The 15,419-nt window shown below is 72.9% G+C and carries 14 protein-coding genes; 9 read left to right on the top strand and 5 right to left on the bottom strand.

The window, feature by feature from the left end:
• Positions 1–116: 116 nt before the first annotated feature.
• From lanL to FHX52_RS23900, 8 genes are all read left to right on the top strand, one after another.
• A complete protein-coding gene (gene lanL / locus FHX52_RS14565) occupies positions 117–2,960 on the top strand; it encodes a class IV lanthionine synthetase LanL (RefSeq protein ID WP_141823066.1) in 2,844 nt (947 codons plus the stop codon).
• A complete protein-coding gene (locus tag FHX52_RS14560; protein ID WP_141823065.1) occupies positions 2,957–4,732 on the top strand; it encodes an alpha/beta hydrolase family protein in 1,776 nt (591 codons plus the stop codon). Before lanL ends, FHX52_RS14560 begins: the two co-directional genes overlap by 4 nt.
• A 6-nt stretch (positions 4,733–4,738) precedes the next feature.
• Positions 4,739–4,885 (top strand): hypothetical protein, encoded by a 147-nt coding sequence (locus FHX52_RS23910; protein WP_185747297.1) that lies wholly within the window; start codon positions 4,739–4,741, stop codon positions 4,883–4,885.
• Between the two features lie 88 nt (positions 4,886–4,973).
• Positions 4,974–5,120 (top strand): hypothetical protein, encoded by a 147-nt coding sequence (locus FHX52_RS23905; RefSeq protein ID WP_185747296.1) that lies wholly within the window; start codon positions 4,974–4,976, stop codon positions 5,118–5,120.
• A 51-nt stretch (positions 5,121–5,171) separates the two neighbouring features.
• Positions 5,172–5,303 carry a hypothetical protein gene (locus FHX52_RS24580; protein WP_281288011.1) on the top strand — a complete coding sequence of 44 codons (132 nt, stop codon included), beginning with the start codon at positions 5,172–5,174 and terminating at the stop codon, positions 5,301–5,303.
• Between the two features lie 96 nt (positions 5,304–5,399).
• Positions 5,400–5,531 carry a hypothetical protein gene (locus FHX52_RS24575; RefSeq protein WP_281288010.1) on the top strand — a complete coding sequence of 44 codons (132 nt, stop codon included), beginning with the start codon at positions 5,400–5,402 and terminating at the stop codon, positions 5,529–5,531.
• Positions 5,532–5,717: 186 nt separating this feature from the next.
• On the top strand, positions 5,718–7,400 hold the full coding sequence (locus tag FHX52_RS14555) for an ABC transporter transmembrane domain-containing protein (protein ID WP_141823064.1): 1,683 nt from the start codon (positions 5,718–5,720) through the stop codon (positions 7,398–7,400).
• Complete coding sequence (locus tag FHX52_RS23900) at positions 7,397–9,073, top strand: ATP-binding cassette domain-containing protein (protein WP_185747295.1); 1,677 nt, start codon at positions 7,397–7,399, stop codon at positions 9,071–9,073. The genes FHX52_RS14555 and FHX52_RS23900 overlap by 4 nt, the downstream gene beginning before the upstream one ends.
• Positions 9,074–9,138: 65 nt before the next feature.
• Here FHX52_RS23900 and FHX52_RS14545 read toward each other — a convergent pair whose 3' ends face one another.
• From FHX52_RS14545 to FHX52_RS14525, 5 genes are read right to left on the bottom strand one after another with little or no spacing between them, the layout of a single operon-like run.
• Complete coding sequence (locus FHX52_RS14545; protein WP_141823063.1) at positions 9,139–10,308, bottom strand: acyl-CoA dehydrogenase family protein; 1,170 nt, start codon at positions 10,306–10,308, stop codon at positions 9,139–9,141.
• Between the two features lies 1 nt (position 10,309).
• Entirely contained in the window at positions 10,310–11,554 is a 1,245-nt protein-coding gene (locus tag FHX52_RS14540; RefSeq protein ID WP_141823062.1) for an acyl-CoA dehydrogenase family protein, read from the bottom strand.
• Positions 11,554–12,612, bottom strand: coding sequence for a phosphotransferase family protein (locus FHX52_RS14535; RefSeq protein WP_141823061.1), 1,059 nt, complete (start codon positions 12,610–12,612; stop codon positions 11,554–11,556). The genes FHX52_RS14540 and FHX52_RS14535 overlap by 1 nt, the downstream gene beginning before the upstream one ends.
• A 1-nt stretch (position 12,613) precedes the next feature.
• On the bottom strand, positions 12,614–13,390 hold the full coding sequence (gene fabG, locus FHX52_RS14530) for a 3-oxoacyl-ACP reductase FabG (RefSeq protein WP_141823060.1): 777 nt from the start codon (positions 13,388–13,390) through the stop codon (positions 12,614–12,616).
• Positions 13,387–14,172: an SDR family oxidoreductase gene (locus FHX52_RS14525; protein ID WP_141823059.1), complete on the bottom strand. Its 786-nt coding sequence runs from the start codon at positions 14,170–14,172 to the stop codon at positions 13,387–13,389. The genes fabG and FHX52_RS14525 overlap by 4 nt, the downstream gene beginning before the upstream one ends.
• Positions 14,173–14,302: 130 nt before the next feature.
• On the opposite strand from FHX52_RS14525, the gene FHX52_RS14520 reads away from it, so the two are divergent.
• Positions 14,303–15,328: an alpha/beta hydrolase gene (locus FHX52_RS14520; protein WP_221630606.1), complete on the top strand. Its 1,026-nt coding sequence runs from the start codon at positions 14,303–14,305 to the stop codon at positions 15,326–15,328.
• The last annotated feature ends 91 nt before the right edge of the window (positions 15,329–15,419 follow it).

Raw genomic sequence — 15,419 nt, 5'->3', positions numbered from 1 at the left:
CGTGTGCCGTGCCCCGGTACCGATGAATTGCTCGCCGTGGATGTATCACGACCCACCTCACGTGCTACTTGACCCAGTGAGCCCGCAAGCGGGGCAACGAGATTCAGGAGACAGGCATGTCGGCACCAGTCGCTCAGCAGGCGCGTCGCGAGGACGCAGAGGTCGGGGACACCACTCCCGGCAGATGTCCCAGCGGTATGCCGCCTGCGGCCGTTGCGCTCGCCGTCGAGGCCGCGACGGAGCCGGGTCACCTGCTCACCGATCTCGTCGCCCTCACCGACACCGTCGGATGGACGGTCCGCACCGACGAGGCCTGGGCCCACGCCGACTTCGCGACGGCCGACCTGCCCATCCAGGGCTGGAAGCTTCACGTGTCTGCCACCGAGGCGAGCGTCCTCGACGTGCTCGCCGCCTGCGCCGCTGTGCTCCTCCCGGCAGGGACCCCGTTCAAGGTGGCGGCGACGTACGCCCAGGTCCGCACCCTGACGAGCCCCCACTGTCCGCGCGGCAACGCCGGCAAGGTCGTCACCATCTACCCCAGCAACCTCGATGACGCGATCCAGCTCGCACACGAGCTCGACGTGGCCACCGACGGCCTGACGGGACCCCGCATCCTCAATGACCGCGCACTGCGCGAGGGCAGCCTCGTCCACTACCGCTACGGCGTCTTCACCGGCACGCCCGTCCTCACGCACGACGGCGAGCTCCAGCTTGCCCTCGTCACCCCGGATGGCCACACGGTCTCCGACACCCGCGGCGCAACCTTCACGCCTCCGGCGTGGCTGACCGACCCCTTCCCGAGCGCGCAGCCGGAACTGCCGTCGGGACGTCCGGCCTCCGTAGCCGCACCTGCAGCACCGGCAGCACCGGCAGCACCGGCAGCGCCCGCCCGGGTCCTCCTCGGCGACCGCTTCGCCGTCCGCGAGGCAGTCCGGCACGCCAACCGCGGGGGCGTCTTCCGGGCCGAGGACCTGACGACCGGCGAGGCCGTCATCGTGAAGCAAGCCCGGGCCCACGTCGCCGCCGATCGTCAGGGCCGCGACGCCCGCGACCGGCTGCGCCACGAGTGGGCCGTCCTCGGACAGCTCGCCGCCACCGGTCTGACTCCCCTCCCGGTCGAGCTCTTCGAGCAGGGCGGCGACCTCTTCCTCGCCGAGAGCGACCTCGGCGCCGAGACGCTACGCGCCTGGGTCTCCCGTCGCGGCGCCCACCCGGCCACCTCCCCGTCCACCACCTCCGACACGACCGACGCCGTGGAGGTCCTGCGCCACGTGGCTGCCGCCCTCCGCATCGTGCACGAGCACGGCATCGTCCTGCGCGACCTCACGCCGAACAACCTCCTCGTCCGGGCCGACCGAACGGTCGCGATCATCGACCCGGAGCTCGCGATCTCCGCCGACGCGGACGTGGACCTGTCCCGGCGAAGCGGCACAGCGGCATACGCCTCCGCGGAGCAGCTCAGCGGCGTGGCACCCGAGCCCGCCATGGACCTCCACGCACTCGGCGCGCTCGTCCTCTTCGTCCTGACGGGCGAGGACCCGCTGCTCGGGGTGGACGGCTCGACGAGCATCGACGCATGGCTCGACCGCGGCTCCCGGCGCCTCGGCGTCCCCGCGGACCTCGCCGAGCTGGCCGTGCGCCTCACCGGCGACCCCACGCTCCGCCCCTCCCTCGACGAGGCCATCGAGGCACTCGACGCGTCAGCCCGACCCGGCCACACGGCCGTCTGGACGCTGCCGACGGAGGCCGCCCGCGCCCGCCACGCGCTCACCGACATCGAACCCATCGACGCAGCCGTCGCCGACGAGGCGATCGAGACGCTCCTCGACCGGCTCGTCCGCGAGATCTCACCGCACAGCTCGCGCGTCGCCCGCGCCTCGGCCTTCGGCGAGACGACGCTGCCGACGAACGTCCAGCACGGCGCCTCGGGCCTGCTCGGCGTCCTCGTCCAGGCCGCGCGCCTCCTCGGTGACGAGCGTGCCCGACGCGCCGCCGCCGAGCTCGCCGGCTGGGTCGACCGGGCGCCCGCGCCGCAGGGTGGGTCCGTCGGCCTCCACTTCGGCCACGCCGGCCCGGCGTGGGCGCTCGCCGAGACGGGGGCGCTCCTCGACGACCGCGACCTGCTCGCCCGCGCCGTGGCCCGCGCGCTCGCCATCCGGGCCGACTTCCCCGGCCCAGACGTCACGCAGGGCATCGCCGGCCTCGGCCTCACCCTCGTGCGCCTCTGGGAGCTCACCGGCGACGAGCGCGTCCTGGCCCGGCTCGCCGCGGTCGCCGATGAGCTGGCCGGCCGCGTGACCCGCGACGCGCACGGCGTCTCATGGTTCACCCCAGCGGGCACGCCGTCGACGTTCGCCGGGAAGCGCTTCCACGGCTACGCGCACGGCACCGCCGGAATCGGCGCCTTCCTCCGGTATGCCGCTGGTGCCCTCGCCGACGACCGCCTCCTCGCGCTGTCGGTCGACTCTGCAGTCAGCCTCGTGCGCGCCCCGCTCGACCTGTCCGACGGACGGATGCTCTGGGGCTCGAGCCCCGAGGAGCCGGCCCCGGGAATCCAGCACTGGTGCAACGGGTCCAGCGGCGTCGCGACCTTCCTCATCCGGATGTCCGGCGAACGGGCGCTCGACGGGGTGGTCGACGGCGTCCTCGACGGCGCCGCCCGCGCGATCGTCGCGTCGAAGTGGGAGTCCGGCATCGCCTACTGCCACGGCCTGTCAGGCAACGCCGACACCCTGCTCGACCTCGCCGACGTGCTCGGCGGGACCTACCGCGACCAGGCCAGCGACCTCCTGCGCATCATGTGGGACCGCCGTCAGGTCGACGCGCTCGGCTCGGGCCTCGGCGACGAGCCCGGCAGGATCACTCCCGACTTCGGGGTGGGCTACGCCGGCGCGCTGTCCACCCTGCTGCGGCTACGCCACGGCGGCCCGCGCCTCTGGATGCCGGAGGGCGGGCGATGAGCGCGGCAACGCTGTCGGCCGTTCGCGGCGACGTGGATGCGACCGCGGTCGAGCCGTCCGAACCGGTTCGCGTCTCCTGGCGGCTGTCGCCCTCGGGCTCGGTTGCCGCCTGCACGTTGGTCGGCGCCGACGGGGTCCCCGTGCTCGAGATCCGCGAGCGTGCCGGCTCCGCCACCCATCGGCGCGTGGTTGCCGTCCCCAGCCTCTCCGTGCAGTCGCAGCTGCTGCCGCACGACGACGGCTCGGTCCTCGTCTGCCACCACCGGCGCGGCGCCCACCTCGTCGAGTCGGTCACCGCCGCGGGCGAGACGACCCACGTGGCGACGTTCGTGTGCCAGTCGGTCCAGCTCGTCCGCGCCGGAGCTGCCGTCCTCGTCCTCGAGGGTGACGGCATACGGACGCACGTCCACCGACTCGTTCCCAGCGGGCCCGAGCCGGTCGTCACCGTCGACGGCCGGGCACTCGGCGCTGTCGCTCTCGACGCAGCCGGCGAGCGCCTCGTCCTCAATCTCATGCAGGGCACGAGACCGTCCGCCGCCGTCGAGTTCGACGTCGCCACCGGAGCGAGCGAGCCCTTCTTCTCGGTCCGCCCGACGAGCGAGGATCAGGTTGTCGACCACGTCGCCGGCGCCAACCTCGTCGTCGTCTCGACCACGGCGTGGGGCAACCCCCGCGTGGGCTTCGGCCGTCCCGGCCAGGAGCCAGTGCGTTTCCCCGACGGGCTGTCCGCCGGTGCCGTCACCCACCTCGGCGCCAGCCGGGACGGGACGCGCCTCGCGGTGTCGGTGGAGCAGGGGGCCGTGTCGTCGATCCGGATCGTCTCGACGGTCTCCGGCGACGTGACCGCGCCCGACCTGCCGCCGCTCGTCGTGCTCGGGCGCGGGCACCTCGGCGACGACGAGCTCGTCGTCCCGGTCGCGACGCCCGACCACGCCGGCACGCTCCTGCGCGTCGACCTGGGGGACGGGTCGTGGGAGCTCGACGACCAGACGGCCGCCGCGTCTGTCCCGGTCCGGATCACCACCCTTCCAGGTGCCGACGGTCCGATCGAATGCGTCGTCGTCGGCGACCCCGAGACCGCGCGCACCCTCGCCATCGCGCTCCACGGCGGCCCGCTCGACGCGTGGCGCGCCCACCACGAGCCGCTCCTCGCCGGCCTCGTCCACGCAGGCGTCGCGGTCGTCGCCCCCAACGTCCGCGGCAGCACCGGCTACGGCGCGGACCACGCGTTGGCCATCCGCGACCAGTGGGGTGGCCCCGACCTCGCCGACGTCCTCGCCGTCTCGGCGGTCCTGCGCGACCTGCGCGGCCCTGACCTCCCCCGGCCGGTCGTCCTCGGGCACTCCTATGGCGCCTGGCTGGCCGTGCTCGCCGCGGCCGCGGAGCCCTCCGCGTGGAGCGGATGCGTATCGGTCTCGCCCTTCGTCAGCGGCCGCCGAGTCGTCGACGGCGGAGGCCCCGTGGCGGAGCTCGCGCGGCGTCTCGGGGGGGCCTCCGGTCCCGACCTGACCACGGTCGCTCACCGGATCACCACGCCGGTCCTCGTGCTGCACGGCGAGCTCGACACGGTCGTCCCCGTCGCCGAGGCCGAACACCTGGCCGAGGTCCTCGACCCCGACCGTTCGTGCCTGCTGCGGCTCGACGGCTGCGGGCACGACGTCTTCACCTCACCACGTCGGCAGGACGCGATCGAGAGCATCGCGGCCTTCTGCCACCACAGCTCGCGCCGGCCGCAGGCCGTGCGCACGACCACGACCACAGAGAGGAGGTGAAACACCGTGACCATCGACATCCTCGCGCTCGACCTGCTCCCCGAGACGCAGCCGACCGCCCTCGCGGACCTCGACGGCCAGGGCCTGCTGCCCTGCTCCCAGACCTGCTGGTTCTGGACCTGCCTCTACACGTGCAAGGTCACCGAGGCCTGAGCGGCCCACCGAGCCATCGACTGGATCACCCGTCCGACCAGGACGACACACCACACAACACCAACACAACACCGAAGGAAGAAGCATCATGACCATCGACATCCTCGCCCTCGACACGCTCCCCGAGACGCAGCCGACCGCCCTCGCGGACCTCGACGGCCAGGGCCTGCTGCCCTGCTCCCAGACCTGCTGGTTCTGGACCTGCCTCTACACGTGCAAGGTCACCGAGGCCTGAGCGGCCCACTCCACCAACGACATCCGCAAGCAAACACAGACAGGACACATCATGACGATCGACATCCTCGCCCTCGACACGCTCCCCGAGACGGAGCCGACTGCCGTCGCCGACCTCGAGGGCATCGGCCTCGAGAAGTGCAGCAAGACCTGCTACATCACCTGCTGGATCACCGAGTGGTGACGTCCGGCGCCTGACCGCACCGGACGACGGACCACGATCCCGCCCGCGTCGTCGCACGCCCGACGTCCCAGACACCTTCAGAGGGGGTGACCACCCATGACCATCGACATCGCCGCCCTTGACGGCCTCCCAGAGACGGAGCCGACCACGCTCGCCGACCTCGAGGGCACCGGCCTGATCTTCTGCAGCAAGACCTGCTTCATCACGTGCTTCATCACCGAGTGGTGAGCCCTGCAGGTGGCCGGCCCTGCCGCTAACGGGGCCGGCCACCGACAGGACTCATCACGTCGGCCACCACCACGACGACCGCCACCGCGATTGTCACCGACCGGCGGCCGCGTCGCCACCTCCCCCACCGACCAGCAGCCCCAACAGCCCCATCGAGCCCGTACCCTGACCACGAAAGGCCCCCACATGCGCACCACGACGTGGCGACTCGCCCCGACCTGGGCCCTCACCACGGTCGGCCTCTCGGCCCTCGCGGCCCTCGCCTCCCTCGCCGTCCCGAGGCTCGTCGGCCAGTCCCTGGACCGCGTCACCACCGGCGGGGACGCCGGGGAGAGCCTCGTGCGCCTGGCGGCCGTCCTCGTCGTCGTCAGCCTCTGCAGCGCCGGGACGGGCCTGTCCTCAGGCGCGTATGCCGCCCGCGTGACGCAGCGGCTGCGGGCTCGGGCCATCGCCTCGGTGACGGACCGTGAGGCCCGTCGGGTGACGAGCGCCGGAGACCTCGCCACCCGCCTGCTCGTCGACGCCGCGCAGCCGGCCGCCGCGCTGGGGATCGCGATCTCGATCACCCTCGCGGCCGCCACCCTCGTCATCGGCCTCGTCTCGATCGCGCTCATCGAGTGGTGGGTCCTCGTGGGCCTCCTGCTCGGCCTCGTCGCGCTCGTCATGGTCGTCCGCCGGTTCGTCGCGGACAGCACGCCGTCGCTCGAAGCCTACCGGGCCGGGCAGGCCCGGATCGCCGACCGTGCCCTCGACGCCCAGCGCGGCGCCGCGAGCATCCAGGCGCACCGCACCTGGCTCACCGAGGCCGAGCGCGTCCTCACGCCCCTCGACGGCGTCCGCGCGGCCGGCCGCTCGCTCTGGGACCTACAGGGCCGAATGGCTTGGCGCTCAGGCGTCTTCGTCCCTGCAGCGCTCCTCGTCACGGTCGCCGTCGGTGGCGTCTCCCTCGCCCGCGGCCGGATCTCGGCCGGCGAGCTCGCGGCCCTCATCGGCTACACCACCCTCGTCATCGGCTCCCTCGACGGCATCGAGGCCGCAGCCGGTCTCGCCAGCGTCCGGGTCGGGACGAGGCGTCTGGCGCACATCACGACCGCGATCGCAGCGGCACCGCGCCGCGGCGCCTCACCGAGCGCCCCACGCGGGGCGGTCGCCGTCACGCTGAGCGGGGCGAGCGCCTGGACCGACGGCACGGACGCCGAACCGACCGTGACGGACCCGGTCGACCTCACCGTGGGTGCCGGCCGGGTCGCCACGCTCAGCGGGCCGGCCGCCCTGACCGGCGCCGTGGCCCGTCTCGCGTCTGGGGCAGCGACGCCCGCGGCCGGGCGGGTCCTCGTGGACGGCATACCCCTGCGCAGCCTGGCGCCCGACGCGCACGTCGCCGCGCTCGCCGGGGCCCGCCCGGCACTCCTCGGCGACACCGTCGCCGGCCTGCTGACGATCGGCCTGGCCGGCATCGACCGCGAGGCCGTCCGAAGCGCCGCGGCGGCGGCCCACATCGACCACGTCATCGAGGCACTGCCCGAGGGCTACGACACGCCGCTCGCGGACCTCGCCCTCTCCGGGGGCGAGCTGCAGCGGCTGGGGATCGCCCAGGCGCTCCTGCACGGTTCGGGCCTGCTCGTCCTCGAGGAAGCCACCTCCAGCCTCGACTCGGCGACCGAGCTCGAGGTCGTGCGCGCCGTCGCCGGGACACGCGGCCAACGCACCGTCCTCATCGCCTCGGGCCGTCCCGCCCTCGTGGCGATCGCCGACGACTCCATCGACGTGACATCCGCGAGTCGATGTCTTCCACCGGCGCGGGTGACCGTGGGAAGCATGGAATCGGAGAACGACGACGGCCTGATCCTGACGGGAGAGCCCCGATGAACGCCGGATTTCGCCTGCTCCGCAGCACCACGCCCGCCCCGCGACGCCTGGTCCGGGTCGCTGCGTGGTCGGCGGTCGAGTGCCTGCCCGCGCTCGTCTCCGGGGTCGCCGTCGCGCACGCCGTCGACGCCCTGACCTCGGGCCGGCCCTCGGCGTCCACCCTGTGGCTCGCCGCGATCGCCGCCGCGATGGTCGTCGGCGCCGCCGCCACGCGCCGCCTGTATGCCGCGATGTCGCCCCTCGTCGAAGACCTCCGCGACGGCCTCATGACGGCCACCGTCCGCGGAACCCTCGCCGAGTGCGCCCGAACCGGCAGACCGGGCGCGGCCACGGTCACCCAGACCATCGAGCAGGTCGATCAGGTCCGCAACCTCGTGTCGGCGGTGCTGCGCAGCTTCCGATCGACCGTCGTCCCGCTCGCGTCCGCGTGCATCGGGCTGCTGCTCCTGGACCACCGCCTCGGCCTCGCCGCGCTCGTCCCGCTCGCCGCCGCCCTCGCCCTCCAGTCGCTCCTTGTGCCGCGCACGGTCCGCCGGCAGCGCCACGCCGCACTCGCGCAGGAAGCCTTCGGCGCCGACACCGCCGCGGTGCTCGCCGACCTGCCACCGCTGCGAGGCCTCGGAGCCGACACGTGGGGCCGCGAGCGCCTCCTCTCCGGTGCGGACGCCGTCGCCGTGGCCGAGCTGCGAGTCGTCCGCACGACCGCCCTCCGCCAGGCCGTCATCGCCCTCGGCGCCCACGTGCCGCTCCTCAGCGTGCTCCTCGTGTCGCTGCCCCTGCTGCGCGACGGCTCACTCAGCGCCGGGGCCGTCGTCGGGGCCACGACCTACGTCCTCACCGTCCTCGCCCCGGCCGTCTCGTCATTCGTCGCGGTCTCGGGGGGCTGGGTCGTCGAGCTCGTCGTCCTGCTCGACCGCCTCGCGCTCGTCGCCGGCCGCCCCGGGCCCGAGTCGGGCAGCGCCCGCACGCCGTCGCAGCCCACGCAGGGGTATGCCGTCGAGCTTCGCGACGTCGCCTTCGCCTACCGCCCCGAGAGCCGACCGGTCCTCACGGGTCTCGACCTGCGGGTGAGGCGCGGCGAGCACGTGGCCGTCCTCGGCGCGAGCGGCACCGGCAAGTCCACGCTCGCCCGGCTGTTCGCCGGGCTCGAGGCGCCCACGAGCGGCACGGTTCACGCCGCCGAGGGACTGTGCTTCGTGCCCCAGGAGGCCTACGTCTTCGCCGGCACCCTCCGCGAGAACCTCCTCCACCTCGACCCGAACGTCGCCGAGGCCCGACTCCGAGAGGCGGTGGCGGTCTTCGGGCTCGACGACCTCGCTGATCGCCTGTGCGGCCTCGACGGCGAGATCCGAAGCCACGACGAGCGGCTGACCGCAGCCGATCGGCAGCGGGTCGTCCTCGCCCGCGCGTGGCTGTCCCCGGCGGAGGTCGTCGTGCTCGACGAGGCGACGAGCCTGCTGCCCCTCAGCGACGACGAGGCGGTCGAAGCCGCGTTCACCGTGGACGGACGGACCCTCGTCACCATCGCCCACCGGGTCGACGTCGCCCGGCGCGCTGGCACGGTCGTCTACTTCGACGGCGCAGACGTCCACACCGGCCGGCACGCCGAGCTCCTCGACGCCCACGACGCCTACCGCGACCTCCACCGGCACGCGGCGCTCTACGCGCACTGAGTGACCGCGGCGACCCGGCTTACGGGACCCCGCCGCCACGCGGCATACCGGGCGGCCGGCGCTCGCTACCCGAGGTGGCCGCGCACGGAGGCGTGGCCCTTGAGCAGGTTGCGGGCGATCGTGCGGCGCTGGATCTCGTCGGTGCCCTCGTAGATGCGCAGCAGGCGCAGCTCGCGGTACCACCGCTCGATCGGCAGCTCGCGGGTGTAGCCCATGCCGCCGTGCATCTGGAGCACGCGGTCGACGATCTCGTTGGCCTTGACACCGCCGAAGAGCTTGGCCATCGACTGCGACTGCCGCGAGTCGATGCCGTTGTCGACCTGCCAGGCTGCAGTGAGGACGAGCCAGCGCAGGGCCTCGATCTCGACGGCGGAGTCGGCCACCATCCACTGGATCGCCTGGCGCTCGGCGATGGGCTGGCCGAAGGTGACGCGGTTACGGGCCCACTCCATGCCCATCTCGACGAGGCGCTCGCACGAGCCGATCGCGTTGGCGGGCAGCATGTAGCGACCCTTGCCGATCCACCGCATCGCGAGTTCGAAGCCGCGCCCCTCCTCGCCGAGGATCGCTGAGTGCGGCACGCGCACGTCGTCGAACACGAGGGCGGCGGGGCCCCACTCTCCCATCGTGTCGATCGGCGTGCTCGTCCAGCCACGGTCCCGGTCGACGAGGAAGCACGTGACGCCGCCGTCGGCGCCCTTCTCCTTGTCCGTCACGGCGAAGACCATGACGAAGTCGGCCTCGTTGCCGCCGGTAATGAAGGTCTTCTCGCCGTTGATGACCCACTCGTCACCCTCGCGGCGAGCGCTGGTGCGGATGGCCCGGGCATCGGACCCGGCGCCCGGCTCGGTGATGGCGAAGCACGACTTCTTGTCGCCGTTGATCGTCGGCACGAGGTAGCGCTCCTGCTGCTCCTCGGTCGCGCTGAAGAGGATGTTGTCGGCCTCGCCGGCGAAGCGGAACGGCACGAAGGTGCGCCCGAGCTCAACCTGGATGAGGGCCGACATCACGGCTCCCAGACCCATGCCGCCGTGGCTCTCGGGCGTCTGGATGCCGAAGAAGCCGGCTGCCTTCGCCTTGTCCTGCAACGCCTTCAGCTCATCAGGCGTGACGCCGCGCTCACCCCTGCGCTCGCGGGTGAGCACCTGCTGCTCGAGCGGCATGAGCTCCTTGGTGACGAAGGTGCGCACCCAGTCGCGGATGTCGCGTTCCTCCGCCGACAGGTTGAGGTCCATCTCAGCTCTTCTCTCTCGGGGTGGCAGTCGGGGTGGCGTGCTTGCGCAGCTCGGCCTTGGCCAGCGCGTTCTTGTGCACCTCGTCGGGTCCGTCGGCGAAGCGGAGCGTGCGCACGCCGGCGAAGGCGATGGCGAGCTCGGTGTCCTGGCTGAGCCCTGCGGCGCCGTGCGTCTGGATAGCCTTGTCGAGGATCCACTCGACCGTCCTCGGCGTCGCGATCTTGATCGCCTGGATCTCGGTGTGGGCACCCTTGTTGCCGACGGTGTCCATCAGCCAGGCCGTCTTGAGCACGAGCAGGCGCAGCTGCTCGACGCGCACCCGCGACTCGGCGATCCAGTCGCGCACGACGCCCTGCTCGGCGAGCGGGCGACCGAAGGCGACCCGCTCCGAGGCCCGGCGGCACATGGCCTCGATCGCCACCTCGGCGAGGCCGATCGAGCGCATGCAGTGGTGGATCCGCCCCGGCCCGAGCCGGGCCTGGGCGATGGCGAAGCCCGTGCCCTCCTCACCGATGAGGTTGCTCGCCGGCACCCGCACGTCGGTGAAGCGCAGCTCGGCGTGGCCGCCGTGGTCGTGGTCGTCGTAGCCGAAGACCTCCATGCCCCGCACGATCTCGACGCCGGGAGCATCCCGAGGCACGAGGATCATCGACTGCTGGCGGTGACGGTCGGCGGCCGGGTCGGTCTTGCCCATGACGATGAAGATCGAGCACTCGGGGTTCATCGCCCCGGTGATCCACCACTTGCGGCCGTTGATGACGTAGTCGTCGCCGTCGCGCACGATGCTCGTGCCGATGTTGGTGGCATCACTGCTCGCGACGTCGGGCTCGGTCATGGCGAAGGCGGAGCGGATCTCGCCGCGCAGCAAGGGTTTCAGCCACTGCTCCTGCTGCTCGGGGCTGCCGAACTGCGCGAGCACCTCCATGTTGCCGGTGTCAGGGGCCGCGCAGTTGATGACGGCCGGTGCGAGCCGGATGCAGCGACCCGTGATCTCGGCGAGCGGCGCGTACTGGAGGTTGGTCAGCCCTGCGCCGTGCTCACCTGGGAGGAAGGCGTTCCACAGGCCGAGGTCGCGCGCCTCCGCCCGCAGGTCCTGAAGCACCGGCGCCGTGCTCCAGGCCCAGGAGTCGGGCAGTGCCGTCACCTGCTCGTCGAAGGTCGCGAGCGAAGGCACGATCCGCTCGTCCATGAAGCCGAGCAGAGCCTGGCGCAGCTCCTCAGTGCAGGCGTCGAATCCGAAGTCCATCAGTCCTCCTCGAGTGCGCGCAGACCGGCGGCGACGAGCGGGCCGGTGGCCTGCCCGATGGACTCGAAGCCCGCGCCGACAGTCTGGCCCTGGGTGTAGCGGTAGTGGATCCCCTCGAGGATCACGGCGAGCTTGAAGTAGGCGAGCCCGAGGTGGAACGACAGGCTCGAGAGGTCGCGGCCGCTGGCGGCGCCATAGCGCTCGAGCAGCACTGCGGACGTGGGGAATCCGGGCGCGAGGGCGACGTCGGAGACGGCGTTGGTCTGCATCATCCGCGGTAGCGACTGGTAGGCGGCGAGCAGGGCTACATCCGTCAGCGGGTCGCCGATCGTCGCCATCTCCCAGTCGAGCACGGCGGTCACCTCGTCGCGGCCGTCGCGCTCGAGGACGAGGAGGTTGTCGAGCCGGTAGTCACCGTGCACGACAGCGGGCGGCCCCTGCTCCGGCACCGAGGCCGCGAGCCGCGCGTGCAGCTCGTCGATGCCGGCGAGCTCGCGACTGCGTGAGGCGTCGAGCTGCTGCTTCCAGCGGCGCACCTGCCGCTCGAGGAAGCCCTCCGGCCGGCCGAAGTCGCCGAGGCCCACCGAGGCCGGGTCGACGGCGTGGAGCGCGACAAGGGTGTCGATCATCCGGTCGGCAATCGCCCGAGTCCGATTGGGCCCCAACGGCTCCAGCTCGCGGGCGAGACGATAGGGCGTGCCCTCGACGCGCTCCATGACGTAGAACGGCGCGCCGATGACCTCGTCACCCGGGCACACGGCATACGTCTCGGGGACGGGGACCGCGGTGTCGCGCAGGGCCGTGATGACGCGGTGCTCGCGCACCATGTCGTGGGCCGTGGCGAGCACGTGGCCGAGCGGCGGACGGCGCACGATGACTGTGCGTCGTCCGTCGCCGACCTCGTAGGTGAGGTTGGACTTGCCACCGGCGATGACGCGCCCGGAGAGCGGGCCGGACAGCAGCCCCGGCGCCTCCCTCTCGAGGAAGCCGCTGAGCGGGCCCAGGGGCAGACCGCGAGGATCCTGCGAGTTCGCGTCGTCGGCGGGGAGGACTGTCACATCAGGCCTTCGGGCCGCCGGCGACGTAGATGACCTGGCCGGAGACGAAGCCTGCCTCCTCGCTGGCGAGGAAGGACGCCGTGGCGGCGATGTCCTCGGGCTGGCCGACGCGCGCGACGGGGATCTCCTTCGCAGCGCCCTCGAGGAACTGCTCGAAGGTGATGCCCATGCGCTCCGCGGTCTGGCGCGTCATGTCGGTCGCGATGAAGCCGGGCGCGATCGCGTTCGCGGTGACCCCGAACTTGCCGAGCTCGATCGCGAGGGTCTTCGTGAAGCCCTGGAGGCCGGCCTTGGCCGCCGCGTAGTTGGCCTGGCCGCGGTTGCCGAGCGCCGAGGTCGAGCTGAGGTTGACGATGCGACCGAACTTCGCGTCGATCATGTGCTTCTGGGTGGCGCGCGTCATGAGGAAGGAGCCCCGCAGGTGGACGTTGATGACGGCGTCCCAGTCGTCCACGCTCATCTTGAAGAGCATGTTGTCGCGGATGATGCCGGCGTTGTTGACGAGCACGGTCGGGGCACCGAGCTCGGCCGCCACGCGCTCGACGGCGGCAGCGACACCGGCCTCGTCGGACACGTCGACCCCGACGGCAAGGCCCTTGCCACCGGCGGCCTCGATCTCGGAAACGACTGCAGCGCAGGCGGACTCGTCAAGGTCGAGGACGGCGACGGCATACCCGTCGGAGGCGAGGCGCTTGGCCACAGCGGCACCGATGCCGCGGGCGGCTCCGGTGACGATGGCGGTGCGCTGCGTGCTGGCGGGACGGGGCTGGTCGGTCATGCGTTCTCCTTGGCGGGGGTGTGCTGGCTGTCGAGCTTCTGCTGGAGCCGGTTCATGCCGGCGAGCCAGGCGTCGGGGTGGGCCGCGCGCTGCGCGTAGTAGTCGCGCACCTCGGGGTGCGGGAGGATGAAGAAGTCGTCGCCCGAGAGCGCCGCCCAGACGGCGTCGGCGACCTCGTCGGCCGTGACCGTGGCGTCGCGGGTCAGCAAGCCCTGCAAGGGCCCCGACTCCTCGAGCATCCTCGTCTGCACGCCCTGCGGGCAGATCGCCTGGACGACGATGCCGCGGTGGCGGTAGGTGGCGCTCAGCCACTCGGCGAAGGCAACGGCCCCGTGCTTGCTGACGGAGTAGGGGGCATCGCCGAGCATCGTGAGCAGCCCGGCCGCCGACGCCGTCACGACGAAGCGACCACCGCCGGCGTCGAGCCAGCGCGGCACGAGTGCGCGGGCCGCACGCACGTGCGCCATGACGTTGGTGTCGAGCGCCCGCGCCCAGTCGGCGTCGGAGGCGTCGAGCCCCGCGAGGGTGCCGACGCCGGCGTTCGCGAAGAAGGCGTCGACATGCCCGAGGTGTCCGTATGCCGTGTCGACGAGGTGGCTCACGCCGGCACCGGTCGACGTGTCGCCGGGCACGGCCAGCGCGCCGAGCTCGGCGGCGGTGTCGCGCAGCGCCTCGGCGTCGAGGTCGGCGACGACGACCGACCAGCCCTCGCGGGTCAGGCGGGAGGCGATGGCGCGGCCGATCCCCCGGGCGGCCCCGGTGACGACGGCGGTGTCGGCCATGGCGGTGCTCTCCTTGCTGCTGCGGCTCGGAAGCGCGTGACTAAGCGCTTGCTTACCTTGACGACTCGGGGCCCTCCGCGTCAAGTGCCGGGCGGAGCCGGCGGTCGGGCACGCGGGTAGATTCGAGGGCATGAGCGAGCGCCGGAGCGGGCCCCTGGCCGGCATCGTCGACCGGATCGGCGGCGTCGGCACGGCTGCCCTGGGCACCGCCGTTGCAGCGGCTGCCGCCGTGCGCCTGTCGCCGTGGCCCGCGGCCCTCGCCATCCGCGCCGTCTTCGACCGGGGCGCCGCCCGGGCGAGCGCGGCGCTCGCATCGCACGCGCCCACCGACCTCGTCGAGGTCCTGGGCGAGGCGTATGCCGTGGCCGACCCCGACGGGCGCCTCGACGTCTTCCGTCCGGACCGGACCGAGCCGCTGCCCACGGTCGTGTGGGTCCACGGTGGGGCCTTCGTGTCGGGGTCGAAGGACGACGTCGCCAACTATCTCCGGGTGCTCGCCGGCCGCGGGGTCACGGCGGTCGGCGTCGACTACTCGATCGCCCCCGGCAAGCGCTACCCCACCCCGGTGCGCCAGGTCGCCGCCGCCCTCGCCCACCTCGTCGACCACGCCGACCGCCTCGGCGTCGACCCCTCCCGCATCGTGCTCGCCGGCGACTCGGCGGGCGCGCAGATCGCGGCGCAGGTGGCGAGCCTCGTGACCGACCCGGCGTATGCCGCGCGGGTGGGCATCGACGTCGACCTGCCGCCGTCGGGGCTGCGCGGTGTCGTGCTCTTCTGCGGCGCCTTCGACTTCGAGCTGTCGCACGCGAGCACGAAGGTCGGGGCGTGGCTCGTCGACACGGCCCTCTGGTCCTACCTCGGCACGCGCGACCACCGCTCGCACCCTGCCTCGGCCCTCGCGTCGGTGCCGCAGAACCTCACGGCCGCGTTCCCGCCGGCCTTCGTGTCGGCGGGAAACGCCGACCCGCTGCTGGCGCACTCCCTGGGGCTCGTCGCCGCCCTCGACGCGGTCGGGGCCCCGCACGAGTCGCTCTTCTTCGCCGATGACCACGAGCCGCGGCTCGGGCACGAGTTCCAGTTCGACCTCGACACCGAGCCCGGCCGCCTCGCCCTCGACCGGGCGGTGGCGTTCATCGAGCGCGTCACTGCCGACTGAGCTGCCGACTCAGCTGCCGACTGAGCTTCCGGACGGCGCCTCAGGCGTGCGCCCCTCGCGTGCGCACCTGGCCGGTGTCGGTGCGTGGAGG

The sequence above is a fragment of the Humibacillus xanthopallidus genome, from assembly GCF_006717145.1.
GTDB lineage: Bacteria > Actinomycetota > Actinomycetes > Actinomycetales > Dermatophilaceae > Humibacillus > Humibacillus xanthopallidus.
Note: the sequence above shows the minus strand (reverse complement) of the source record. Positions and strands in the feature narration are given on the sequence as shown.

Bases quoted from the DNA above. Each gene is read 5' to 3' on its own strand.
- FHX52_RS23900 (WP_185747295.1), top strand. From the start codon at position 7,397: ATGAACGCCGGATTTCGCCTGCTCCGCAGCACCACGCCCGCCCCGCGA.
- FHX52_RS14545 (WP_141823063.1), bottom strand. From the start codon at position 10,308: ATGGACCTCAACCTGTCGGCGGAGGAACGCGACATCCGCGACTGGGTG.
- FHX52_RS24580 (WP_281288011.1), top strand. From the start codon at position 5,172: ATGACGATCGACATCCTCGCCCTCGACACGCTCCCCGAGACGGAGCCG.
- lanL (WP_141823066.1), top strand. From the start codon at position 117: ATGTCGGCACCAGTCGCTCAGCAGGCGCGTCGCGAGGACGCAGAGGTC.
- FHX52_RS14525 (WP_141823059.1), bottom strand. From the start codon at position 14,172: ATGGCCGACACCGCCGTCGTCACCGGGGCCGCCCGGGGGATCGGCCGC.
- FHX52_RS23905 (WP_185747296.1), top strand. From the start codon at position 4,974: ATGACCATCGACATCCTCGCCCTCGACACGCTCCCCGAGACGCAGCCG.
- FHX52_RS24575 (WP_281288010.1), top strand. From the start codon at position 5,400: ATGACCATCGACATCGCCGCCCTTGACGGCCTCCCAGAGACGGAGCCG.
- FHX52_RS14555 (WP_141823064.1), top strand. From the start codon at position 5,718: ATGCGCACCACGACGTGGCGACTCGCCCCGACCTGGGCCCTCACCACG.
- FHX52_RS14540 (WP_141823062.1), bottom strand. From the start codon at position 11,554: ATGGACTTCGGATTCGACGCCTGCACTGAGGAGCTGCGCCAGGCTCTG.
- fabG (WP_141823060.1), bottom strand. From the start codon at position 13,390: ATGACCGACCAGCCCCGTCCCGCCAGCACGCAGCGCACCGCCATCGTC.
- FHX52_RS14560 (WP_141823065.1), top strand. From the start codon at position 2,957: ATGAGCGCGGCAACGCTGTCGGCCGTTCGCGGCGACGTGGATGCGACC.
- FHX52_RS14520 (WP_221630606.1), top strand. From the start codon at position 14,303: ATGAGCGAGCGCCGGAGCGGGCCCCTGGCCGGCATCGTCGACCGGATC.